Below are 21,571 nucleotides of genomic sequence, written 5' to 3' on the forward strand. Positions count from 1 at the left end.
GGCCGACGGATCCCCTTGAGGACAGCCAGTCGGCGTCGGTCAGTCCATGAGTCAGACCCACCCGGAGAAGCCACCAACATCCTCACTGTCAGTCCAGCGTCGCCAGGAAGTCCGTGCACGCCTGTGCGCACTCCCGGCACGCCTTCGCGCCGTCCTCCGCGCCGGGCTGCCCGTCGAAGGCGTGGGCGCATTCCAGGCAGACGGTGCGGCACCACTCCAGTTGGACGCGGATACCCTCCTCGTCCGTGAGCCCGTACTCGGACAGCACCCGGCACGTGGCGTCGCACACCTCCGCGCACATGATGCCCTTGCGCCGTACGAGTTCCTCCTCCGCCGTCCCGTCCGCTGCCGCCATGCTCGCGCGCAGCGCGCAGGCTCGCGCACATACCGTGCACGCCTGCGCGCACGAGAAGCGGTCTTCCAGGTACTGGAAGAGCTGCTGCTGCGATGTCGTGGTCACAGGGTTCGGGTAGCCGGGGTGCTCGGGGCCAAACCCCGACGCACGGGGACGGGACCGCTCGGGGCCAAACCCCGACGCACGGGGACGGAACCGCTGCTTCCCGGGTGCCGAACCCGGTTCGGCCGGCGCGGCCGGGGTACTCGCGGCCGCATGACTACGACCTGGCTGAACATCGCCGCGGACAGCGGCGCACCTGGTGTCGGACTGATCGTCGCGGGCGTGCTCGTGGTGGCGGTGCTGATCGGGGCCTTCGTCCTGGGCAGCCGAGTACGCCGCCGCGAGCCGGGCCCGCCCCGGCGCGCTGACCAGCCCCGGGTGCCGGAGAGCGGGCCGGTGCGCGAGGAGAGGGAGGTGCGGGAGACGAACGAGATGCCCCAGAGCGACCGCCGTATGACTCCGCACGAACTCGGCTCGCACAGCAGCCGGCCGAGCCCGTCGAAGGAGCGGCCGCGCTGGGACGACGGCCGCGGCGGTTCGTTCGGGAGCGGGGGGCCGGGGGCGACCTGACGCCCGCCAGGTGACATCGGCCCTGGCGAGGGAGCGGCGGCCCGGGTGCCACCCGACGCCCCGCCTCGTCACGGGGTCTCTGGGAAGGGAGCGGCGGCCCGACGCCACCTGGTGCTCGCCTCGTGACCCGCCCCCTGGGAAGGGAGCAGCATGACCGACCCCGCCCGCGACGCCCTGCCGCTGCCCGACTACGACCACCTGCCGATCGGCGGTCCGCACAGCCGCGTACGGTCGCTGTCCGCGCCCGAGGTGGAGGAGCTGCCGGCCTACGAGCGCACCCACACCGACCGTCTGCCGGTGACCGAGGTGCTGACCACCCGTCTGGACCAGCTCCGGGCCGGGGCCGAACCGACCTCCGGCGACCCCGGCGCACTGCGCCCCGAGCAGGGCGAGGGACGGCGGGGCTCCCCGGTGTCCCCGGCGGCCTCGCCGCACCCCTTCAGCCCGCCCCAGCACGGGACCCCGGACCAGCGGGGGCGGCCGAAGGGTGACCGCAGGGAGCCCTGAGGCTCCTCACCTGCTGTCGCTGCCCTCCGCCCGGCCGATCAGGGCCGCGCGCCCCGCTTCCAGGCGGGCCGCCGGGATGCGGAACGGGGAGCAGGAGACGTAGTCCAGGCCGACCCGGTGGAAGAAGTGGATGGACGCAGGGTCGCCGCCGTGCTCGCCGCAGACCCCGGTCTCCAGGTCGGGGTTGGCGGCGCGGCCGGCCGCGGTGGCGATCTCCACCAGGCGGCCCACGCCGTCCTGGTCGATCGTCTCGAACGGCGAGACCTCGAAGACGCCCTGGTCCAGGTAGAGCGGGAAGAAGGACGCCTCGGCGTCGTCGCGGGACAGGCCCCAGGTGGTCTGGGTGAGGTCGTTGGTGCCGAAGGAGAAGAAGTCGGCGGCCTCGGCGATCCGGCCGGCGGTGAGCGCGGCACGCGGCAGCTCGATCATCGTGCCGATCGGGCAGTCGAAGGCGGTGCCGGTCTCCTCGGCGACCTCGGCGAGGACCCGTTCCACCTCGGTGCGGGCCAGCCGCAGCTCCTCGACCGTGCCGACGAGCGGGATCATGATCTCGGCGCGCGGATCTCCCCCGGCGCGCAGCCGGGCGGTGACGGCCTCGGCGACGGCCCGCACCTGCATCGCGGTGAGGCCGGGCACGGCCAGGCCCAGGCGGACGCCGCGCAGGCCCAGCATGGGGTTCTGCTCGTCCATCCGCTCCACGGCCTTGAGCAGGGCGCGGTCGCGCGGGTGCGGGTCCTCGGTGGCCGCGATGCGCAGTGCCAGTTCGGTGCGGTCGGGCAGGAACTCGTGCAGCGGCGGGTCCAGCAGCCGGATCGTCACCGGCAGCCCGTCCATCGCCTCCAGGATTCCGGTGAAGTCCTCGCGCTGGAGCGGCAGCAGCGCCGCCAGCGCCTCCTCGCGGGCGGTGTCGTCGTCGGCGAGGATCATGGCCTCCACCAGTGCCCGGCGCTCCCCGAGGAACATGTGCTCGGTACGGCACAGGCCGATTCCCTGGGCGCCGAGCGCGCGGGCGCGGGCGGCGTCCTCGGGGGTGTCGGCGTTGGCCCGTACCTCAAGGCTGCGCAGGGAGTCGGCGTGCCGCAGCGCGCCCAGCACCGCGTCGGTGAGCGCCCCGGTGGAGGTGCCCGACTGCAGCGCGCGCCCCACGTCGGAGGCGGTGAGCGGCAGTTCCCCGAGGTGGACGGTACCGGCGGTGCCGTCGACGGAGAGGGTGTCGCCCTCGGCGACGACCGTGCCGTCCCCGGTGGTGAACCGGCGGGCGGCCGGGTCGACGGCGAGGGACTCGGCGCCGCACACGCAGACCTTGCCCATGCCGCGGGCGACCACGGCGGCGTGGCTGGTCTTGCCGCCCCGGCTGGTCAGCACGGCCTCGGCGGCGATCATGCCGGGCAGGTCGTCGGGGGTGGTCTCGCGGCGCACCAGCACCGTCTTCTCCCCGGCCGCGGCCCGCCGTACGGCCTCGGCGGAGTCGAAGACGGCGACGCCGACGGCCGCGCCGGGCGAGGCGGGCACGCCGTGGGCGATCGGTTCGGCGGCCCCGCCCGTGTCGAAGCGGGGGAACATCAGGCGGGTCAGTTCGGCGCCGTCGACGCGCATCAGGGCCTCGTCGGAGCTGATGGTGCCTTCCTCGCCAAGGTCGTGGGCGATGCGGAAGGCGGCCTCGGCGGTGCGCTTGCCGACCCGGGTCTGCAGGATCCACAGCTTGCCGCGCTCGACGGTGAACTCCACGTCGCACAGGTCGCGGTAGTGGTTCTCCAGGGTGCGCAGATGCCCGCCGAGTTCCGCGTACGCGCGCGGGTCGAGGTGCTTCAGCTCGGTCAGTGGCAGGGCGTCGCGGACGCCGGAGACGACGTCCTCGCCCTGGGCGTCGGGCAGGTAGTCGCCGTAGACGCCGCTCTCCCCGGTGGCGGGGTCGCGGGTGAAGGCGACTCCGGTGCCGGAGTCGCCTCCGAGGTTGCCGAAGACCATCGCCTGGATGTTGACGGCGGTGCCGAGGTCCTCGGGGATGTGTTCGCGGCGGCGGTAGACGTGGGCGCGTTCGCCGTTCCAGGAGTCGAAGACGGCGCGGACGGCGCGGGCGAGCTGGTCGGCGGGGTCCTGCGGGAACTCCTCGCCGGTCGCCTCGCGGATGATCGCCTTGAAGTCGTCGGTGAGCTTGACGAGTTCGGTGGTGTCGAGTTCGTGGTCGGTGGCGACGTGGCGCTGGGCCATGTGGTCGCTGATGGCCTGTTCGAACAGGTCGCCGTCCACGCCCATCACGGTCCGGCCGAACATCTGCACGAGCCTGCGGTAGGAGTCCCAGGCGAACCGTTCCTGCCCGGACGCCTTGGCCAGGCCGGTCACGGAGTCGTCGTTGAGCCCGATGTCGAGGATGGTCTCCATCATGCCGGGCATGGAGAAGCGGGCGCCGGAGCGCACGGAGACCAGCAGCGGGTCCTCGGGGGCGCCGAGCGACCGGCCCATGGCGCGTTCCAGGCCGGCCAGGGCCTGGGCCACCTCCACGCCGAGTTCGTCGGGTTCCTCACCGGTGGCGAGGTACACCTTGCAGGCTTCGGTGGTGACGGTGAAGCCGGGCGGCACCGGCAGGCCGAGCCGGGTCATCTCGGCGAGCCCGGCGCCCTTGCCGCCGAGCAGGTCGGCCATGTCCCGGCTGCCCTCGGAGAATGCGTACACGTACTTGGTCGGCGCGGTCATCGTCGATCGGCCTCTCATTCGTGGGGTACGACGGCCACGGGGCAGCCGACGTGCTGGATGGCGGCGTGCGCCACGGGTCCCGTGCGCGGTCCCGCGGGACGCTCCTTGGTGCGCCGTCCCACGACCAGCAGACTCGCCCCGGAGGCGGCCCGCACCAGCGCCGAGCGGGCGCGTGCGGCGGTGACCCGCTCGACGACCTCGACGTCCGGGAACTTCTCCCGCCACACCTGAAGCACGGCGGTCAGGAAGCCCCGCCACTCCTCGGCCTGCCGCGGGCGGTCGGCCAGTCCGATCTCGCCGGGTCCGAGGCCGCCGAGCGGGGAGGCGGGCTGCCAGGCGTGCACGACCTTCAGGCGGGCGCCGCGCAGCGCGGCGGCCTCGAAGGCGAAGCCGATGACCTCGTCGCTGGGGTCGCCCAGGTCGAGGCCCAGGACGACGTCCCGGTAGCCGGTGCGCACGGACGGGCTGCCGTCCTGAGCCGGAACGTGCTCGTCGGCGGCCTCCTCACCGGCCCTGACGAGGACCACGGGGCGGGTGGCGCGGGCCACCACGCCCATGGCGACCGAGCCGACCAGGAACCCGGCGAAGCCGCTCAGGCCGCGGGAGCCGAGGACCAGCAGTTCGGCCCGGTCGGCGGCGCGCAGCAGGGCGGTGGTGGCGGGGCCGTCGACCTGCTCTTCCTTGAGGGTCACGGCGGGGTTGGTGCGGCTGATCCGCTCCTCGGCCTCGCGCAGGGTGCGCCGGGCCAGGTGCCGCTGGGCGGCGGTGGCCAGGTGGCTGCCGGCCTCCTGACCGGGGTGCCAGGCGCGGACGTGGACGAGACGCAGGGGCCGCCCTCGTCGTACCGCCTCCCGGGCGGCCCATTCGGCGGCGGCGAGACTCTCGGCGGAACCGTCGACTCCGGCGACGACGGGCAACAGCATGGCGCGCACCTCCCGTGCTCGGCCTGCTTCTCCTGTCCAGCTTCACCCCGGGTGCCGCCCTCCCGCATGGGCCGCAGGGCGCCAGGGCGGGGTCCGTTCGGCCCCTGCCGCGACGCGGGCGGGGCGATGAGGCTGGACCCGTCGGGGCGTCGGGTGCCCCCGGCCGGGAGGCGGCAGACCATGGAGCGAGAGATCATCACCGGGGTCGACGGGTCGGCCACCGGTCGTACGGCGGCCGAGTGGGCCGCGGGCGAGGCGGTACTGCGCGGGGTGCCGGTGCGGGTGGTGCATGTGACGTGCGCCGAAGCGGTGGCCGACGACGTGGTGGCCGAACTCCTCGGCCGGCACCCCGGTCTGACGGTCCGTGGCGAAACTCTCACCGGACCCCCGGAGGCCGCCCTGCGGACCGCCAGCGCCCAGGGCGAGCTGCTGGTCGTCGGGGTGCGCGGACGCTCTCCGGTCGCCGTGGGAGCGACCGCGGCGGCGCTCGCGGCGACGGCGGACGGCCCGGTGGTCCTGGTGCCCTGCACCACCGACCCGGCGCGGCGCCCCGACCGCGTGGTCGTCGGCGTCGACGCCCGGGACCCCGCGGTCGACGCGCTGGACTTCGCCTTCCGCGCGGCGCGCCGCTACCGCACCGTGCTGCACGCGCTGCACGCCTGGCGGCTGCCCTCGAACCGGGTCTGTCTGCCCTGGCCCGTGCCCGAGGCGACCCGCGCGACCTGGGAGGACTACGAGGTCCAGTTGCTGTCCGACGCGTTGCGGCCCTGGCGCGAGAAGTATCCGGACGTCGAGGTCCTGGAGGACGTGGTGCTGCTCCCCGCGGCGGAGGGGCTCGCCCACGCCGCCGGGGAGACGGGCCTCGCGGTCGTCGGCCGCCGCTCCGGGACTACGGCACTCGCGCTGGTCTGGCATGCGCGCTGCCCGGTCGCCGTGGTGCCCTCGTAGAGGGCGCACCGGCCCCGGCAGGTGGGTCCTTCGGCCCCTTTGGGGCGGGGCGGGCCCGGACCAAGGTGGAGCCATGGGCAGGAGTGCGCGTACCGCCGTGATCGGCGTCGGGAACGACTTCCGGCGCGACGACGGCGTGGGCTGGGCGGTGATCGCCCGGCTCCGGGAGCGGCCGCTCGCGCGGCACACCGTGCTGGCCACCTGTGACGGCGACCCCGGGCGGCTGATCGGCCTGTGGGAGGGCGCCGGGCTGGCCGTGGTCGTGGACGCGGCCCACGCGCACCCCTCGACCCCGGGCAGGGTGCACCGCCTCGCCCTCGACGCCGGCCGCCTGCCGGGCCCGTCGGCGACCAGTTCGCACGGCCTCGGCCTCGGCGAGGCGGTCGAACTCGCCCGTCTGCTGGGCCTGCTGCCGCAACGGCTGGTCGTCTACGCCGTGGAGGGCGCGGACAGCGACTTCGGCACCGGCCTGTCCCCCGCCGTCGCGGCGGCCGTACCGGAGCTGGTGGCGGCCGTGGAGAGCGAGATCGCGGACGCCGGGCGCGGGGCCGCCCGCCGGAGGCCGTCGTGACCCCCGCCCTGCACTTCCGTGTCGACGGCGTCGTCCAGGGCGTCGGGTTCCGGCCGTTCGTGCACCGGACCGCGTGCGCGCTCGGGCTGGACGGGTGGGTGGCCAATGTCAACGGGCACGTGGAGGGCGAGATCGCCGGGCCGGCCGCCGGGATCGAGGAGTTCGCCTCCCGGCTGCGCGACGAGGCGCCGCCGCTGGCGCGGGTGCGCCGGGTGCGGCTGACACCGGGCGCGGCGCAACGGGCGTACGGCAGGGGCTTCGAGGTGCGCGCCAGCGCACCCGGCACCCCCGAACCGGCCGCCCGCGAGATCCCGCCCGACGCCGCCCTGTGCCCGGACTGTCTGCGCGAGCTGCGCGACCCGCGCGACCGCCGCTTCCGCTACCCGTTCATCAACTGCACGGACTGCGGCCCGCGCGCCACGATCATCGAGGACCTCCCCTACGACCGGACCCGCACCACGATGCGCCGCTTCCCGCTCTGCCCCAGTTGCGCGGCGGAGTACGCCGACCCCGGCGACCGGCGCTTCCACGCCGAGCCCGTCGCCTGCCCCGTCTGCGGGCCCCGGCTCGCCTGGGACGACCTGCGCGGCGAGGACGCGCTGCGGGCGGCGGTGAAGTGCGTGGCCGACGGCGGCATCGTCGCGCTGAAGGGGCTGGGCGGCTACCAGTTGGTGTGCGACGCGGGCGACGCGCACGCCGTGACGGAACTGCGCCGCCGCAAGCGGCGGCCGGCGAAACCGTTCGCCGTGATGGTCCCCGACCTGGTGACGGCACTGCGGCTGGCGACGGTCAGCGCCACCGAGCAGGCGGAACTGCTCTCCCCCGAGCGCCCGGTGGTGCTGCTCGCCCGCAACCGCCGCAGCGGCAAGGGCATGCTCGCGCCGCAGGTGCATCCGGGGCTGCACCGGGTGGGCCTGTTCCTGCCCACCACCGGACTGCACCACCTCCTCCTCGACGAACTGTCCCGCCCGCTGGTGGTGACCAGCGGCAACCTCACCGACGAGCCCATCGCCGTCGACGACACCGAGGCCCGCCGCTCACTGGCCGGTGTCGCGGACGGCTTCCTCGCCCACGACCGGCCCATCCGCAACCGCTACGACGACTCGGTGGTGCAGTTCACCGGGCGCACCCGGATCACGGTCCGCCGGGCCCGCGGGCTGGCCCCCGCCGCGCTGCCGCTCACCGTCCGGCAGCCGGTCGCCGGAGCCGGGGCTCAGCTCAAGCACACCTTCACACTGGCCGCCGACGGCCGCGCCCTGCTCGGACCGCACACCGGCGACTTGTCCGACCAGCGCGCGTACGACGCGTTCCTGGCCTCGTACGCGCACCTCACCCGGCTCAGCGGCATCGAGCCGGAAGCCGTCGCCCACGACCTGCACCCCGGCTATCTGTCCAGCCAATGGGCGAAGGCCCAGCCGGCACGCCTGATACCCGTGCAGCACCATCACGCGCACGTGGCCGCCTGCGCGGCCGAGCACCAGGTGCGGGGCCCGTTCGTGGGCGTGGCCTACGACGGGCTGGGGCTCGGCGACGACGGCACGCTGTGGGGCGGCGAGATCCTCGTCGCCGATCTGACGGGCTACCGCCGCGTCGGCAGGTTCGCGACCGCTCCCCTGCCCGGAGGGGACGCGGCGGTACGCCATCCCTCCCGCACCGCCCTCGGCCATCTGCTGGGCGGCGAGTTGCTGGGCTCCCCGCGCCCCTACCCCTGGCTGGTCCACCCGTTCACCGACCGCCTCCCCCCGGACGAGGTCACCGCCGTCCGCGCGATGGTCGCCCAGAACGTCAACTGCCCGCGCGCCTCCAGCGCCGGACGCCTCTTCGACACCGTCGCCGCGCTGCTGGGCCTCGCCGACGAGGTCAGCTACGAGAGCGAGGCCGCCGTCCTGCTGGAGGCCGCGGCGGGCGACACGCACGCCGTACCGCTCGCCCACCGCGTCGTACGGGCGCAGGGACTGTGGGTGTACGACTCGGCGCCCACGCTGGCCGATCTACTGGCAAGGCGGCTGGCCGGGGAGCCGGTGGGGCGGCTGGCGGCGGCCTTCCATCTGACGCTGGCGATCGTCACCGCGGACCTGGTGGAACGTGCCGTGGCCGACGGCGCCCCGCGCACGGTCTGCCTGGGCGGCGGCTGCTTCGTCAACCGCCGCCTGCTCACCGAGGTACGGCGCCGGCTGCGCGCGAAGGGCCTGCGGGTCCTGGTGGGCGGCCAGGTCCCGGTCGGGGACGGCGGCATCAGCTACGGCCAGGCCGCGATCGCCGCCGCCCGGCTCTCCGGAGAGGGGTGAACGCGGATGTGCCTGGGCATTCCGGGGCGGGTCCTGGAGATCCACGACGACGCGGGCCTGCGCATGGCCACCGTCGACTTCGGCGGCGTCCGGCGCGAGGTGTGCCTGGACTTGACGCCGGACGCGCGGGCCGGGTCGTACGTCATCGTGCACGTCGGTTTCGCCATCACCGAAATCGACGAGACCGAGGCCCGGCGGACCCTGGAGGTGCTCCGCGCCATGGCCGACGCCGTCGAGGGCGAACTGGGGGAACCTCTGCCCTGACCGTGCCCCGGTCGGCCTGTCAACAGGGCCGGTCGACCCCTGCCGTACGAGACTGGCGAGCCGGAAGCTGACGGTGGAGGCGCACGCCCGAGGAGGTCTGACATGACCGACACCCAAGGCCCTGCCGTACTGGACCGCGACGGCCTGAACGCGCTGGTGGCGGAGCTGGTGGCGCAGGGGCGCACGGTGATCGGGCCGACCGTGCGGGACGGGGCGGTCGTGCTCGCCGAGCTGGAGTCGGCCGACGACCTGCCCTTCGGCTGGGGCGTCGAACTGGACGCCGGGCGCTACCGGCTGGTGCGCCGTACGGACGGGGCCGCCTTCGCGCACAGCGCGGGCCCGCAGTCCTGGAAGAACTTCCTGCACCCGGCGCGGCAACGGCTGTGGAGCGCGGATCGCACGCCCTCCGGCGGTGTCGACTTCACCGCCGACGAGCCCGCCGCCCCCTCGTACGCCTTCCTGGGCGTGCGGCCCTGCGATCTGCGGGCCATCGCGATCCAGGACCGGGTGCTGACCGGCGGGCGGTACGAGGACACCGGGTACGCGCGCAGGCGCACCGGTGCCTTCCTGATCGCCGCCGAGTGCACCGAGCCCGGCGCGACCTGCTTCTGTGTCTCCACGGGCGGCGGCCCGGCGGCCGACCCCGGGTACGACCTGGCGCTGACCGAGGTGGACGGCCGGTTCCTGGTGCGGGTCGGCAGCGAGGCGGGCGGGGAACTGCTGGCGCGGCTGCCGCACAGCGCGGCGGACGAGGGGACCGAGCGGGCGGCGCACGCCGCCGTGGACGCGGCACGCGACCGCATGGGGCGCGCCCTGCCCCCGGTCGACGTCCGGGCGCTGCTCGCCGGAAGTGCGGACGCCGAGCGCTGGGACGATGTCGCCGAGCGCTGTCTGACCTGCGGGAACTGCACGATGGTCTGCCCGACCTGCTTCTGCGTCACCACCGAGGAAGTCACCGACCTCACCGGCGACCACACCGAGCGCTGGCAGCGCTGGGACTCCTGTTTCGACCTGGACTTCTCCTACCTGCACGGCGGCCCGGTCCGCGCCTCGGCGCGCAGCCGCTACCGGCAGTGGCTCACCCACAAGCTCTCCACCTGGCACGACCAGTACGACAGCTCCGGCTGTGTCGGCTGCGGGCGCTGTATCTCCTGGTGCCCCGTCGGCATCGACATCACGGAGGAAGTGACCGCGCTGGCCGCCGAGGCCGGCACCGGCCCGACCGCGTCCGCCGACCCCCGAACGGAGTCATGAGATGTCTCCCTCGATGGCCCTGCGCCTGAACCACGCCCTGCCCGGCGAGCACCGCGACCGGCTGCTGCGCATCGGGCGCGAGGTGCGGTTCGCGCCGGGCGCCCGGCTGTTCGACGAGGGCGGGCGCGCCGACCGCTTCTGGATCCTGCGGGACGGCACCCTCGCCCTCGACCTGCATGTTCCGGGGCGCCCCGCGCCGGTCGTCGAGACCCTCGGCGCCGGTGACCTGGTCGGCTGGTCCTGGCTGTACGAGCCGTACGTCTGGCAGTTCGGCGCCCAGACCGTGACGCCGGTGCACGCCTACGAGTTCGACGCGGTCGCCGTCCGGCTGATGTGCCAGGACGACACCGCCTTCGGGCGGGCCGTCGAGCACTGGGTCGGCCGGGTGCTCGCCCACCGGCTGCGCGCGGCCCGGACCCGGCTGCTGGACCTGTACGGCCCCGCCTCGGGCGGAGGCGCGCCATGACGGACCTGCCCGTCCCCTACCGCGTGGTCGCCCGCAGACCGGAGACCGCCGACACGGTGACGCTGCGCCTGGAGCCGGTCGCGGACGCGCTCGGCGACTTCGCGCCGGGGCAGTTCGCGATGGTGCACTGCTTCGGACGCGGCGAGATCCCGGTCTCGGTGAGCTCCGTGCAGTCCACGGGCGGTCTGGCGCACACCGTAAGGGCGGTGGGCGCCGTGTCGGCGGGGCTGTGCGAGGCGCGGACCGCCGAAGTGGTCGGCATTCGCGGGCCGTTCGGGACGGGCTGGGAGCTGGAGCGGGCCCGGGGCCGGGACGTGGTGGTGGTCGCGGGCGGGATCGGGCTCGCGCCGCTCAGGCCGCTGATCCTGCGCGCGCTGGCCCAACCGGAAGCGTACGGCAGGGTCAACGTGCTGATCGGGGCGCGCACCCCGGCCGATCTGATCGGCCGCGAGGAGGTGGCCGGCTGGCGGACCGCGTACACCGGCGTGACCGTGGACCGGCCCGACGACGACTGGCGCGGGGAGGTCGGCCTGGTCACCGATCTGCTCGGGCGGGCGCACCTCACGCCGTCCGAGGCCTGGGGGTTCGTGTGCGGTCCGGAACCGATGATCCGGGCCACCGCCCGCGAACTCGTCGCCCGCGGCATGCCCCCGGACCGCATCAGGGTCTCGCTGGAGCGGAACATGCGCTGCGCCACCGGTCACTGCGGGCACTGCCAGCTCGGGCCGCTGCTGCTGTGCCGGGACGGCCCGGTCGTGGACTGGCAGCGGGCCGAACCGCTGCTGTCGGTGAGGGAGTTGTGATGGCACCCACGCTCGCCGTGTTCAAGCTGGCCTCCTGCGACGGCTGCCAGCTCACCCTGCTGGACTGCGAGGACGAACTCCTCGCGCTCGCGGGCGAGGTGGAGATCGCGCACTTCCTGGAGGCGTCCAGCGCGGTCGCTCCCGGCCCCTACGACCTGTCGCTGGTCGAGGGCTCGGTGACCACCGCCGAGGACGCCGAGCGGGTCCGCGCGATCCGGGCCGGCTCCCGCCACCTGGTGACGATCGGCGCCTGCGCGACGGCGGGCGGCATCCAGGCGCTGCGCAACTACGCCGACGTGGACGAGTACCAGCGGGTGGTCTACGCCCACCCCGAGTACATCTCCACGCTCGCCACCTCCACCCCCGTCTCCGCCCATGTGGACGTCGACTTCGAGCTGCGCGGCTGCCCCATCGACCGGCGGCAGCTCATCGAGGTGATCACCGCGTCCCTGGCGGGCCGCAAGCCGGACGTGCCGAACCACAGTGTCTGCTTCGAGTGCAAGCGGCGCGGCACGGTGTGCGTCACCGTCGCCCACGGCACCCCCTGTCTGGGCCCGGTCACGCACGCGGGCTGCGGGGCGCTGTGCCCGGCGTACCGGCGCGGCTGCTTCGGCTGCTTCGGCCCCTCCGGGTCGGTGAACCTGCCCGCGCTGATCCCGGTGCTGCGCCGGGACGGCATGGACGACGCAGCGGTGGAGCGGTTCCTGCACACCTTCAACGCCCCCGCCTTCGACGAGGAGTTGAGGTCATGACCCATCGAGGCTCCCGTGTGCTGCACGTCGGCTCGCTGTCCCGGGTCGAGGGCGAAGGGGCGCTGCACCTCGGGGTGCGCGACGGCACCGTCACCGAGGCGCGGCTGAAGATCTACGAACCGCCCAGGTTCTTCGAGGCGCTGCTGCGCGGCCGCTCCTACACCGAGCCGCCCGACATCACCGCCCGGGTCTGCGGAATCTGCCCGGTCGCCTACCAGATGAGCGCCTGCGCGGCGATCGAGGACGCCTGCGGGGTGGACGTCGGCCCGGTGATCCGGGACCTGCGCAGGCTGCTGTACTGCGGGGAGTGGATCGAGAGCCAGTCCCTGCACATCTACCTGCTGCACGCCCCCGACTTCCTGGGCCGGGCGGGCGCGATCGAGCTGGCGCGCACGCACCGGGCGGAGGTGGAGCGCGGACTGCGGCTGAAGAAGGCGGGCAACGCGCTGATGGAGCTGTTGGGCGGGCGGGCCGTGCATCCGGTGAACGTCCGGCTCGGCGGCTTCCACCGGGCCCCTTCCCGGACCGAACTGCGGGTGCTCACCGAGGACTTGCGGCGCGCACTGGACGACGCGTGGGCCACCGTGCGCTGGGTGTCCGGCTTCGACTTCCCCGACGCGCACGTCGAGGCGGACCTGCTGGCGCTGGCCGCGCCGGACACGTACGCCATCGAGTCCGGCACCCCGACCGTGCTGCGCGCCGACGGGAGCCGGGACTCCTTCCCGGTGCGGGACTTCACCGAGCGGGTCCGCGAGACTCATGTGCCGCACTCCACCGCCCTGCACTCCCGGCTGGACGGCAGGCTGCATCTGACCGGCTCCCTCGCCCGGTTCGCGATCGGCGGGGCGCGGCTGCCGGAGGTCGCCCGCCAAGCCGCGGTGGAGGCCGGACTCGGCGACCCGTACTCGGGCGCCGTGTGCCGCAACCCGTTCCGGTCCATCCAGGTGCGGGCCGTGGAGACGCTGTACGCGGTGACCGAGGCGCTGCGGATCATCGCCGCCTACGAGCCGCCCGAGCGGCCGTACGTCGAGGTCCCGCCGGTCGCCGGAGTCGGACACGGCGCGACGGAGGCCCCGCGCGGAGTGCTCTACCACCGCTACGAACTCGCCGCGGACGGAACGGTGACCAGCGCGCTGCTGGTGCCGCCCACCGCGCAGAACCAGGGCGCGATCGAGGACGACCTGCGACGGCTCGCCCAGCAGGCGATCAGCGAACACGACCCCGATGACGCCGAGTTGACGGACCTGTGCGAGCGGGCCATCCGCAATCACGATCCGTGCATCTCGTGCTCCACCCATTTCCTCGACCTGACGGTCGTGAGGACCTCGGGCCGCACCCAAGGAGGCGGACATGACTGAATCGCCTTACCGAGTCAGCGATGTGATGACGCACACCGTCGTCGCCGTCGGCAGCGAGGCCCCCTTCAAGGAGATCGTCTCCCTGCTGGACGAGTGGAAGGTCAGCGCCCTGCCGGTGCTGGCCGGTGAGGGGCGGGTCGTCGGGGTGGTCTCCGAGGCGGACCTGCTGCTCAAGGAGGAGTTCCGGGACACCGAGGAGGGCGATCTCGCGGACCGGGTCAAGGCGGGCAGGGTGACCGCGGGCGACCTGATGAGCACGCCCGCCGTCACCGTGCACGCGGACGCGACCCTCGCCGAGGCGGCCCGCATCATGGCCCGCCGGCACGTCAAGCGGCTGCCGGTGGTGGACGGGGTCGGCCTGTTGCAGGGCGTCGTCAGCCGCAGCGATCTGCTGAAGGTGTTCCTGCGCACCGACCAGGAGATCGCCGAGGAGATCCGCTCCACCGTGCTGGGCCACCTGCCGTTCACCAACCCCCTGACGGTGAACGTGAAGGAGGGCGTGGTCACCCTGGGCGGCTCCCTGCCCGACCGCACCCTCGTGCCGGTGCTGGCGCGGGCGGTGCGCGCGGTGGAGGGGGTCGTGGACATCCGGCTCGACCTGACGCACCGATGAAGTACCTCGACGAGTACCGCGATCCCGCGCTCGCCCGGCGCCTGCTGGACGAGCTGCGGCGGACCGCCACCCGGCCCTGGCGGATCATGGAGGTGTGCGGCGGGCAGACCCACACCCTGGTCCGGCAGGGCATCGACGAACTGCTGCCGGCCGGGATGCGGATGATCCACGGCCCCGGCTGCCCGGTGTGCGTGACCCCGCTGGAGACCCTGGACCGCGCCCTGGCGATCGCGGCCCGCCCCGGCGTCGTCCTCACCAGCTTCGGCGACATGCTGCGCGTGCCCGGCACCGACACCGACCTGCTGTCCCTGCGGGCGCGCGGCGCCGACGTCCGGGTGGTGTACGCGCCGATGGACGCCGTACGCCTCGCCGCCGAACTCCCCGACCGGGAGGTGGTGTTCCTCGCCGTCGGCTTCGAGACGACCGCGCCCGCGAACGCGACGGCGGTCCTGCACGCGGCCCGCCTCGGCCTGACCAACTTCTCCCTGCTGGTCAGCCATGTGCTCGTACCGCCCGCGATGACGGCCCTGCTGGAGGACCCGGACTGCGAGGTGCAGGCGTTCCTGGCGGCCGGGCATGTGTGCGCGGTGATGGGCTGGCGCGAGTACGAGCCGATCGCCGCCCGCTACCGGGTGCCGATCGTGGTGACCGGGTTCGAGCCACTGGACCTGCTGGAGGGCATCCTCATGGCGGTCCGGCAGCTGGAGTCCGGCCGCCACGAGGTCGAGAACCAGTACGTGCGCGCCGTGCGCCGCTCGGGCAACACCGAGGCGCAGGACGCGGTCCGTGAGGTGTTCCGGGTGACCGACCGGGCCTGGCGCGGGATCGGGGCGCTGCCCGGCAGCGGGCTCGAACTCACCGAGAAGTACGCGGATTTCGACGCCGCCCGCCGCTTCGACGTGGGCGCGCTGAGCCCCGTGGAGGACCCGGAGTGCATCGCCGGGGCGATCCTCACCGGGGCGCGGCTGCCCACCGACTGCCCGGCGTACGGCACCCGTTGCACTCCCCGCCATCCCCTCGGCGCGCCGATGGTGTCGTCCGAGGGCACGTGTGCCGCCTTCCACGCGGCCGGACGCATCCCGACGAGGAGCACGCCATGACGCTCGACTGCCCCACCCCGCACCACGAGGACGAGGTCGTCCTGCTCGGCCACGGTGCGGGCGGCCGGCTGACGGCGGAACTGCTGGACCGCCTGGTCCTGCCCGCCCTCGACGCCGGGAGCGGTCCGCTGGAAGACGCGGCACTGCTGCCGGCGCGCCCGGACCTGGTGATCAGCACGGACGGTTTCGTGGTGAGCCCGCTGTTCTTCCCGGGCGGGGACATAGGTTCCCTGGCCGTGCACGGCACGATCAACGATCTCGCGATGCGCGGGGCGTGGCCGCTCGCGCTGTCGGTGTCGCTGATCGTGGAGGAGGGGCTGGCGCTGGCCGAACTGCGGGCGGTGATGGAGTCGTTGGGGAAGGCCGCGCGGGAAGCGGGGGTGCCGGTGGTCACCGGCGACACGAAGGTGGTGGGCCGGGGAGCGGCGGACCGCCTGTTCGTGAACACCACAGGCATCGGGGAGCGCCACGAACTCCTGCGCCCCTCGGCGGCGTTGGCCCGCCCCGGCGACGCGGTCCTGCTCTCCGGCCCGATCGGCCTGCACGGCACGACGGTGCTGAGTACCCGCGAGAACCTGGGCTTCGCGACGGACATCGCCTCCGACTCCCGCCCCCTGCACCGCCTCGTACGGTCCCTGGCCCCGCTGGGCGAAGCCGTGCACGTACTGCGCGACCCGACCCGGGGCGGCCTGGCGGCGGCCCTGAACGAGATCGCCCGGGACTCCCGGGTCGCGGTGGAGATCGAGGAGAGCGCGGTCCCCGTGCCGCAGCCCGTGGCCTCCGCCTGCGACCTCCTGGGCCTGGACCCGCTCGTCGTCGCCAACGAGGGCTGCCTGGTCGCCTTCGTGGCACCCGAGGCGGCGGAACCCGCCCTGGCGGCCCTGCGCTCCCGCCCCGAGGGCGAGTCCGCCGTCCGGATCGGCCAGGTCCTGTCCGACGGCCCGAGCGGCCGGGTCACCCTGCGGACCCTAGTGGGCGCCCACCGCATCGTGGACTTGCCGCTGGGAGAGCAACTGCCGCGCATCTGCTGACGGAGCGGGCACCAGCACGTCGGAGGTCGGGCGGCGGGGCGTGGGCGGGCAGGGGCGGTTGGTGCGGCCCAGGCGGAGGATGGCCTGGGGGTGGCGGTCCGGGGTGATGTGGCCGCGCAACTCCGTGCGCAGGTCCGGGAGTTCCAGCGGCTGGGTGTGGAGCGTGGCCGTGAAGCCGGCGGCCGTGGTGTGCAGCAGGACGCGTTGAAGGGCCTGGCCCGCACGCAGCCAGGCCGTGCGGTCGTCGCGCGGGGTGGTCAGGACGAGGACGGGGCTGGTGCGGTCGCGCCATTTGCGGCGGGACGGGAGCGAGATGCGACGGGCCAGCCCCAAGTAGTCGCGGCCTGGGAGGAAGGTGCGGTCCGGGTGGTTGGCGCAGGCACCGTACGGGACGCCGTACCCGCCCACGCAGCGGGCGATCTCGGCGGTGTGGGCGTAGTCCGTGCGGTGGCGTTCCTCGCCCGCGCGGACCAGGTGCGCCAGCAGGTCCAGTCGGGCGGAGTCGTCGATGAGCTGGAGGTCGGCGCCCTCCGCCCTGGCCTGCTCGCAGAGTTCGTCGAGGAAGGGCTGCGGGATCTCCACGTGTTCCGGGCCGAAGGGGCCGCGGTGGGTGTGGCGGTGCGGGATCGCGCGGATCAGGCGGGTCTCCGCCGGGGTGGCGGGGGCGTACGCGGCGTAGCGCACGTGGGCCAGGAAGGCGGAGTCGCGGCTGTCGGGGAGGAGGGTCACCACCGGGCGGAAGCCCAGGTGCCGTACGGCGAGGCGGACGTTGAGCAGGGCGGCGCCGCAGGCCATGACGGCCTCGCGGCCGAAGGGGTCGGTGAGGACCAGGCGGCGGCCCCGGTCGAGGTGGATCTCGAAGCCGTGGTCGTGGCCCTCCTCGGCGAAGAACCACGGCTGGGAGTTGTGCGGTGAGGGCGCGAGTCCGGCCGCGCGGGCCAGGTACCGCGCCGCGTGGCCGGGACTCGGGTGGGGCGCGCCCATGAGGTACCCCTTCTTCGTGACGGGCTCAGCCATGGTTCAGCTCGGCGGCGATCCCCGCCGCCCACTCCTCGATGTGGTCGAAGTCGCGGAAGTCGCCGCCCTTTCCGCTGCGCAGGATCATCTTCGCAACGCGGCCCTTGGCGCCTTCGCGCAGGCAGCCACCGAAGGTGACGTGCTGCCGGGCGTCCAGGCGGGTCATGGCGCGGCGCACTCCGGGGACGGGCGGGATGTCGCGTTCGGAGGCGGAGGGGTCGAGCGGGCCGCTGCTGAACAGCCACAGCGGCCGGTCGTCGAGTTCCGCGCGGTGCCGGCGCAGGAAGCGGCGGGCGTCCTTGTGCCAGCGTCCGGCGTAGAGTCCGCCGCCGACGACGACGGCGTCGTAGTCGGTCAGCCGGACGACGGCTGAGGCGGGCAGGGCCTCGGTGGTGCAGCCCTCCTTGCGCAGCACCGCGGCGACGGTTTCGGCGATCTCGGCGGTGGATCCGTTTGTCGACCCGTAGGCGACCAGCACGTTGGCGGTCATGGCGGGCACCTCTTCTCGGTTCTCACAGCTTGCGCAGCCAGTCGTCGGCGATGCCGTGCAGGGCGGGCTCGTCCGGCCGCAGCCGGGAGTCGTCCAGCCGGTGGGTGAGGTGGTCGACGACAGCGACCACGCCGTCCATCTGACGGGTCATGGAGACGGCGATCTCCGTCTCGCTCTTGCGTTCCATCTGCCCGGTCAGGGTGACCACGCCCTCGGTCACCGAGACGTTCACCGCGTGCGGGGGCAGCCACAGGGTCCGGACCAGGACCTCGTCGACGACCTCGGCGCGGATCTCGGAGTCCGGCCGCAGGAAGACCTTCAGCAGGTCGCGGCGGGTGACGATGCCGACGAGCCGGTCCTCCTCGTCGAGGACGGGCAGCCGTTCCACCTTGTTGCGGGCCATGGTGCGGGCCGCCTCGACGATGGTGTCGTCGGCGTGCACGGTGATCGGGGGTTCGGTCATCAGCCGGCCGGCGGTGCGGGCCTCGGCCTTGGCGGCCAGGGTGCGGCCCTGCCGGGTCAGGCGCGCGAACCAGGAGCGCTTGCGCGGCTCGTACGGGTCGGGGGTCTCGGCCTGCCTCACGAGCAGGTCGGTCTCGGAGATGACGCCGATCACCCGGTCGTCCTCGTCCACCACCGGCAGTCCGCTGATGCGGTGCTCGCCGAGCAGCCGGGCCACTTCCTTGAACGGCGTGCCGTATTCGGCGCGGACGACGTCCGTACTCATCACGGAGCCGACCTTGTTGTGCTTCATGTCCGTCCCTCCTCAGCGGAGCCTGCGCAGATAGGGGTCCTGGGGCCTGCGCGGCACCAGGCGGATCCGTGCGTCGAGCACGGTGACCGCGTCGGGTGTCGCGAGCACGGGGTTGAAGTCGGCCTCGGCGAGCTGCGGGAGGTCGCTCGCCATGCGGGACAGCCGCAGCAGGAGCTGTTCCAGTCCGCCGAGGTCGACGGGGCCGCCTCCTTGCGCGCCGAACAGCAGCGGGGCGCAGCGCGGGGCGGTGATCAGGTCGTGCACGTCGTGGTCGGTGAGTGGGGCGAGCCGCGCCGCGTGGTCGGCGAGCACTTCGGTGGCGGTGCCGCCGAGTCCGAACAGGACCAGGGGTCCGAAGACCTCGTCCTGGACGACCCCGGCGAACAGTTCGGTGCCGCGCGGGGCGAGCGGCTGGATCACGACGCCGGTGAGCAGTCCAAAGAAGCGGGTCTCCAGGTCGCGGAATGCGGCACGGACCTGGTGCTCGCCGCGCAGGTCGAGGTGGACGGCGTGCTGGGCGCTCTTGTGCAGCAGGCCCGGCCAGTGGCCCTTCATCACGACCCGGCCGTCGGCGCCGCGCAGCCGGTCGGCGGCGAGGACGGCGTCGTCCTCGGTCTCCGCCCAGGCCCACGGGAGTTGGCGGATGCCGTAGCAGTCCATGAGGTCGGCGCACACGCGGGGTTCGAGCCAGCCTCCGTCCGCGTGTGCGTCGAGGTGGGAGTCGACCAGGGCGCGGGCGCGCGCGGTGTCGACGCCGTCCAGGTCGGGGACGGTGCCGACGGGCCGGGCGAGCCAGGCCGCGCGGTGGGCGGCGTGGGCGAGGGCGCGGGCCGCCGCCTGGGGTTCGGCGTAGGCCGGCACGGTGCCGTCGCCCTCGGTGGGCAGCAGCTCGACGGGCAGGGCCTGTTCGAGGCGTACCGCGACGACCGGCTTGGTCCGTGGGGTTCCGGCGCGGGTCAGGGCGCGGACCAGGTCGTCGCCGGTGGCGACGGCGACGGCGGTGGGCACCAGGGCCACGAGGACGGCGTCGATTCCGCCGTACCGCGTGATCCGGTCGACGGCGGCGGCGAGTTGGTCCTCGGAGACGGCGGCGGTGGCGTCGACGGGGTTGCCGACGGCGGCGCCGTCGGGGAGGACGGCGAGCAGGTCGTCGACGAGTTCGGGGGTCGGCGCGGGCAGGGCGAGCCCGGCTTCGGCGCAGGCGTCGGCGGCGAGGACTCCGGCGCCGCCCGCGTTGGTGACGATGAGGACGCGCGGTCCGGCCGGGAGCGGCTGGGAGTGCAGGAGGGCGGCGGCTTCGAGGAGCTCGCCGCAGGAGCGGGTGGCGGTGATGCCGGCCTGGGTGAACAGGGCGGCGCGGGTCATGGTGCGGGTGGCGGCGGCCGCGGTGTGCGAGGCGGCGGCGCGGCGGCCCGCGTCGGTGCGTCCGGCGTCGACGGTGAGGACGGGCATGCGGCGGGTGACGCGGCGGGCGGTACGGGAGAAGGCCCGCGGGTTGCCGAAGGACTCCAGGTGCAGCAGGGCGAGGTCGGTGCGGCCGTCGCTCTCCCACCACTGGAGCAGGTCGTTGCCGCTGACGTCGTACTTGTCGCCGAGGGAGGCGAAGGTGGAGACGCCGATGCCGAGCCGGGACAGTCCGTCGAGCAGGGCGATGCCGACGCCGCCGGACTGGACGGCGACGCCCGCGGTGCCGGGCCGTGGGGCGTCCGCGGCGAAGGTGGCGCTCAGCCGCAGCTCGGGGTCGGTGTTGCTCAGGCCGAGGCAGTTGGGGCCGACCAGGCGCATGCCGTGGGTGCGGCAGGCGGTGAGCAGGGCGCCGGCGTGGTCGGCGGTCAGGTGGGCGCTGACGACGAGGAGGGCGTGTACCCCGGCCTTGCCGCACTCCTCGGCGACGTCCGGGACTTCGTGGGCGGGTACGGCGACGACCGCGAGGTCGGGGGTGACGGGCAGGGCGCCGACGGAGGAGTAGCAGGGCACGCCGAGGATGGCGTGGGCGCCGGGGTTCACCGCGAACAGCCGTCCGGTGTAGCCGCCCGAGCGGATCTGGTGCAGGACCGCGCGGCCGACGGAGCCGGGTTTGCGTCCGGCGCCGACGACGGCGACCGACTCGGGCCGCAGCAGAGGCCGGAGGCTGGCGACGTCGGCGGCACGGCCGCGTTCCTCCACGGCCGTGAGGTAGCTGTCGCTGGGGTCGAGGGCGATGGTGCAGCGCACCTCGGGGCCCTCGAAGCGGCGGGCGGTGCGCAGGCCGAGGTCGGCGAAGAGGCGCAGCACCTCGTGGTTGTCGCTGAGGGCGTCCGCGGCGAAGGTCGTGATGCCCTCGGCGCGGGCCGCCGAGACCAGGTGCTCGACGAGGAGGGTGCCGACGCCCCGGTGGTGCAGTCCGTCGGCGACCGCGAGGGAGATCTCGGCCTGCTCGCCGGTTCCGCCGGTGTCGTACTCGGCGATCCCGATGAGCTGTCCGGCGGTCTCGGCGAGGAGGGCCCGATAGCCGGGGCGGGGGGCTCCGCAGGCCCGCTCGGCGGCCAGGCCCGCGGAGTGGCGGCTGGGCGAGAAGAAGCGCAGCCGCAGGTTCTCCGGGGACATCTCCTCGTACAGGCCCTGGACCTGGTCGTGGTCGGAGCGCCGGGCCGGGCGGATGCACACGGTGGTGCCGTCCGCGAGCAGGGCGTGGACCGGGGGCCTGGGGGGAGCGTCGTCCGTCATCGCGGTCTCCTTGGCGTCTTCTTCGACACTTCGAGGATCCGCTCTGGCGGTCGGCGCTCCCATGG

The 21,571-nt window shown here is 74.3% G+C and carries 21 protein-coding genes; 14 read left to right on the forward strand and 7 right to left on the reverse strand.

The window, feature by feature from the left end:
- Positions 1–88: 88 nt before the first annotated feature.
- Positions 89–460 (reverse strand): four-helix bundle copper-binding protein, encoded by a 372-nt coding sequence (locus tag ACZ7L7_RS06500; protein ID WP_285515361.1) that lies wholly within the window; start codon positions 458–460, stop codon positions 89–91.
- 150 nt (positions 461–610) lie between these two features.
- Between ACZ7L7_RS06500 and ACZ7L7_RS06505 the strand changes: the two genes are divergently transcribed.
- Together ACZ7L7_RS06505 and ACZ7L7_RS06510 are read left to right on the forward strand one after the other, a co-directional pair.
- Positions 611–967, forward strand: a complete 357-nt coding sequence (locus tag ACZ7L7_RS06505; RefSeq protein ID WP_285515362.1) for a DUF6479 family protein — start codon at positions 611–613, stop codon at positions 965–967.
- A 150-nt stretch (positions 968–1,117) separates the two neighbouring features.
- The gene (locus ACZ7L7_RS06510; RefSeq protein WP_285515363.1) at positions 1,118–1,474 is read left to right on the forward strand and encodes a DUF8129 domain-containing protein; all 357 of its coding nucleotides are present in this window, start codon (positions 1,118–1,120) and stop codon (positions 1,472–1,474) included.
- Positions 1,475–1,480: 6 nt separating this feature from the next.
- Here the strand turns inward: ACZ7L7_RS06510 and ppdK are convergent, their stop codons facing one another.
- Both ppdK and ACZ7L7_RS06520 read right to left on the reverse strand, forming a co-directional pair.
- Entirely contained in the window at positions 1,481–4,168 is a 2,688-nt protein-coding gene (gene ppdK, locus ACZ7L7_RS06515) for a pyruvate, phosphate dikinase (RefSeq protein ID WP_285515364.1), read from the reverse strand.
- 14 nt (positions 4,169–4,182) lie between these two features.
- A complete protein-coding gene (locus ACZ7L7_RS06520) occupies positions 4,183–5,091 on the reverse strand; it encodes a universal stress protein (protein WP_453603002.1) in 909 nt (302 codons plus the stop codon).
- A gap of 180 nt (positions 5,092–5,271) precedes the next feature.
- On the opposite strand from ACZ7L7_RS06520, the gene ACZ7L7_RS06525 reads away from it, so the two are divergent.
- The 12 genes from ACZ7L7_RS06525 (at position 5,272) to hypE (ending at position 16,539) form a co-directional block, all read left to right on the forward strand.
- The gene (locus ACZ7L7_RS06525; protein ID WP_472075113.1) at positions 5,272–6,039 is read left to right on the forward strand and encodes a universal stress protein; all 768 of its coding nucleotides are present in this window, start codon (positions 5,272–5,274) and stop codon (positions 6,037–6,039) included.
- A gap of 73 nt (positions 6,040–6,112) precedes the next feature.
- A complete protein-coding gene (locus tag ACZ7L7_RS06530; protein WP_285515367.1) occupies positions 6,113–6,610 on the forward strand; it encodes a hydrogenase maturation protease in 498 nt (165 codons plus the stop codon).
- A complete protein-coding gene (gene hypF, locus ACZ7L7_RS06535) occupies positions 6,607–8,898 on the forward strand; it encodes a carbamoyltransferase HypF (RefSeq protein ID WP_472075115.1) in 2,292 nt (763 codons plus the stop codon). Before ACZ7L7_RS06530 ends, hypF begins: the two co-directional genes overlap by 4 nt.
- 6 nt (positions 8,899–8,904) lie before the next feature.
- Complete coding sequence (locus tag ACZ7L7_RS06540) at positions 8,905–9,162, forward strand: HypC/HybG/HupF family hydrogenase formation chaperone (RefSeq protein ID WP_285515369.1); 258 nt, start codon at positions 8,905–8,907, stop codon at positions 9,160–9,162.
- Positions 9,163–9,264: 102 nt separating this feature from the next.
- Positions 9,265–10,416 carry a 4Fe-4S dicluster domain-containing protein gene (locus ACZ7L7_RS06545; RefSeq protein ID WP_472075117.1) on the forward strand — a complete coding sequence of 384 codons (1,152 nt, stop codon included), beginning with the start codon at positions 9,265–9,267 and terminating at the stop codon, positions 10,414–10,416.
- A gap of 1 nt (position 10,417) precedes the next feature.
- A complete protein-coding gene (locus tag ACZ7L7_RS06550; RefSeq protein WP_093722856.1) occupies positions 10,418–10,882 on the forward strand; it encodes a Crp/Fnr family transcriptional regulator in 465 nt (154 codons plus the stop codon).
- Positions 10,879–11,685, forward strand: coding sequence for an FAD/NAD(P)-binding protein (locus ACZ7L7_RS06555; protein ID WP_472075119.1), 807 nt, complete (start codon positions 10,879–10,881; stop codon positions 11,683–11,685). Before ACZ7L7_RS06550 ends, ACZ7L7_RS06555 begins: the two co-directional genes overlap by 4 nt.
- A complete protein-coding gene (locus tag ACZ7L7_RS06560) occupies positions 11,685–12,437 on the forward strand; it encodes an NADH-quinone oxidoreductase subunit B family protein (RefSeq protein WP_285515373.1) in 753 nt (250 codons plus the stop codon). The genes ACZ7L7_RS06555 and ACZ7L7_RS06560 overlap by 1 nt, the downstream gene beginning before the upstream one ends.
- Positions 12,434–13,795 carry a Ni/Fe hydrogenase subunit alpha gene (locus ACZ7L7_RS06565; RefSeq protein ID WP_472075121.1) on the forward strand — a complete coding sequence of 454 codons (1,362 nt, stop codon included), beginning with the start codon at positions 12,434–12,436 and terminating at the stop codon, positions 13,793–13,795. Before ACZ7L7_RS06560 ends, ACZ7L7_RS06565 begins: the two co-directional genes overlap by 4 nt.
- A complete protein-coding gene (locus tag ACZ7L7_RS06570) occupies positions 13,788–14,408 on the forward strand; it encodes a CBS domain-containing protein (protein WP_285515375.1) in 621 nt (206 codons plus the stop codon). Before ACZ7L7_RS06565 ends, ACZ7L7_RS06570 begins: the two co-directional genes overlap by 8 nt.
- Positions 14,405–15,508, forward strand: a complete 1,104-nt coding sequence (gene hypD, locus ACZ7L7_RS06575; RefSeq protein ID WP_285515376.1) for a hydrogenase formation protein HypD — start codon at positions 14,405–14,407, stop codon at positions 15,506–15,508. The genes ACZ7L7_RS06570 and hypD overlap by 4 nt, the downstream gene beginning before the upstream one ends.
- Positions 15,505–16,539, forward strand: coding sequence for a hydrogenase expression/formation protein HypE (gene hypE / locus ACZ7L7_RS06580; protein WP_453603015.1), 1,035 nt, complete (start codon positions 15,505–15,507; stop codon positions 16,537–16,539). The genes hypD and hypE overlap by 4 nt, the downstream gene beginning before the upstream one ends.
- Here the strand turns inward: hypE and ACZ7L7_RS06585 are convergent.
- Genes ACZ7L7_RS06585 through ACZ7L7_RS06600 form a run of 4 tightly spaced genes read right to left on the reverse strand, consistent with a single transcriptional unit; the run spans position 16,477 to position 21,506 of the window.
- A complete protein-coding gene (locus ACZ7L7_RS06585) occupies positions 16,477–17,556 on the reverse strand; it encodes an Acg family FMN-binding oxidoreductase (protein ID WP_472075123.1) in 1,080 nt (359 codons plus the stop codon). The two genes, hypE and ACZ7L7_RS06585, sit on opposite strands and share 63 nt — an antisense overlap.
- Entirely contained in the window at positions 17,549–18,046 is a 498-nt protein-coding gene (locus ACZ7L7_RS06590; RefSeq protein WP_285515379.1) for a flavodoxin domain-containing protein, read from the reverse strand. The genes ACZ7L7_RS06585 and ACZ7L7_RS06590 overlap by 8 nt, the downstream gene beginning before the upstream one ends.
- Positions 18,047–18,068: 22 nt before the next feature.
- Positions 18,069–18,800 carry a CBS domain-containing protein gene (locus tag ACZ7L7_RS06595; protein ID WP_285515380.1) on the reverse strand — a complete coding sequence of 244 codons (732 nt, stop codon included), beginning with the start codon at positions 18,798–18,800 and terminating at the stop codon, positions 18,069–18,071.
- 12 nt (positions 18,801–18,812) lie between these two features.
- Positions 18,813–21,506, reverse strand: coding sequence for a bifunctional acetate--CoA ligase family protein/GNAT family N-acetyltransferase (locus tag ACZ7L7_RS06600; protein ID WP_471592267.1), 2,694 nt, complete (start codon positions 21,504–21,506; stop codon positions 18,813–18,815).
- Positions 21,507–21,571 lie beyond the last annotated feature (65 nt).

It is taken from the genome of Streptomyces sp. NPDC110618 (assembly GCF_055657065.1).

Bases quoted from the DNA above. Each gene is read 5' to 3' on its own strand.
- ACZ7L7_RS06525 (WP_472075113.1), top strand. From the start codon at position 5,272: ATGGAGCGAGAGATCATCACCGGGGTCGACGGGTCGGCCACCGGTCGT.
- ACZ7L7_RS06550 (WP_093722856.1), top strand. From the start codon at position 10,418: ATGTCTCCCTCGATGGCCCTGCGCCTGAACCACGCCCTGCCCGGCGAG.
- ACZ7L7_RS06545 (WP_472075117.1), top strand. From the start codon at position 9,265: ATGACCGACACCCAAGGCCCTGCCGTACTGGACCGCGACGGCCTGAAC.
- ACZ7L7_RS06555 (WP_472075119.1), top strand. From the start codon at position 10,879: ATGACGGACCTGCCCGTCCCCTACCGCGTGGTCGCCCGCAGACCGGAG.
- ACZ7L7_RS06510 (WP_285515363.1), top strand. From the start codon at position 1,118: ATGACCGACCCCGCCCGCGACGCCCTGCCGCTGCCCGACTACGACCAC.
- ACZ7L7_RS06505 (WP_285515362.1), top strand. From the start codon at position 611: ATGACTACGACCTGGCTGAACATCGCCGCGGACAGCGGCGCACCTGGT.
- ACZ7L7_RS06560 (WP_285515373.1), top strand. From the start codon at position 11,685: ATGGCACCCACGCTCGCCGTGTTCAAGCTGGCCTCCTGCGACGGCTGC.
- ACZ7L7_RS06585 (WP_472075123.1), bottom strand. From the start codon at position 17,556: ATGGCTGAGCCCGTCACGAAGAAGGGGTACCTCATGGGCGCGCCCCAC.
- ACZ7L7_RS06600 (WP_471592267.1), bottom strand. From the start codon at position 21,506: ATGACGGACGACGCTCCCCCCAGGCCCCCGGTCCACGCCCTGCTCGCG.
- ACZ7L7_RS06590 (WP_285515379.1), bottom strand. From the start codon at position 18,046: ATGACCGCCAACGTGCTGGTCGCCTACGGGTCGACAAACGGATCCACC.
- ACZ7L7_RS06565 (WP_472075121.1), top strand. From the start codon at position 12,434: ATGACCCATCGAGGCTCCCGTGTGCTGCACGTCGGCTCGCTGTCCCGG.
- ACZ7L7_RS06520 (WP_453603002.1), bottom strand. From the start codon at position 5,091: ATGCTGTTGCCCGTCGTCGCCGGAGTCGACGGTTCCGCCGAGAGTCTC.
- ppdK (WP_285515364.1), bottom strand. From the start codon at position 4,168: ATGACCGCGCCGACCAAGTACGTGTACGCATTCTCCGAGGGCAGCCGG.
- hypE (WP_453603015.1), top strand. From the start codon at position 15,505: ATGACGCTCGACTGCCCCACCCCGCACCACGAGGACGAGGTCGTCCTG.
- ACZ7L7_RS06595 (WP_285515380.1), bottom strand. From the start codon at position 18,800: ATGAAGCACAACAAGGTCGGCTCCGTGATGAGTACGGACGTCGTCCGC.
- ACZ7L7_RS06530 (WP_285515367.1), top strand. From the start codon at position 6,113: ATGGGCAGGAGTGCGCGTACCGCCGTGATCGGCGTCGGGAACGACTTC.
- hypD (WP_285515376.1), top strand. From the start codon at position 14,405: ATGAAGTACCTCGACGAGTACCGCGATCCCGCGCTCGCCCGGCGCCTG.
- ACZ7L7_RS06570 (WP_285515375.1), top strand. From the start codon at position 13,788: ATGACTGAATCGCCTTACCGAGTCAGCGATGTGATGACGCACACCGTC.
- ACZ7L7_RS06540 (WP_285515369.1), top strand. From the start codon at position 8,905: ATGTGCCTGGGCATTCCGGGGCGGGTCCTGGAGATCCACGACGACGCG.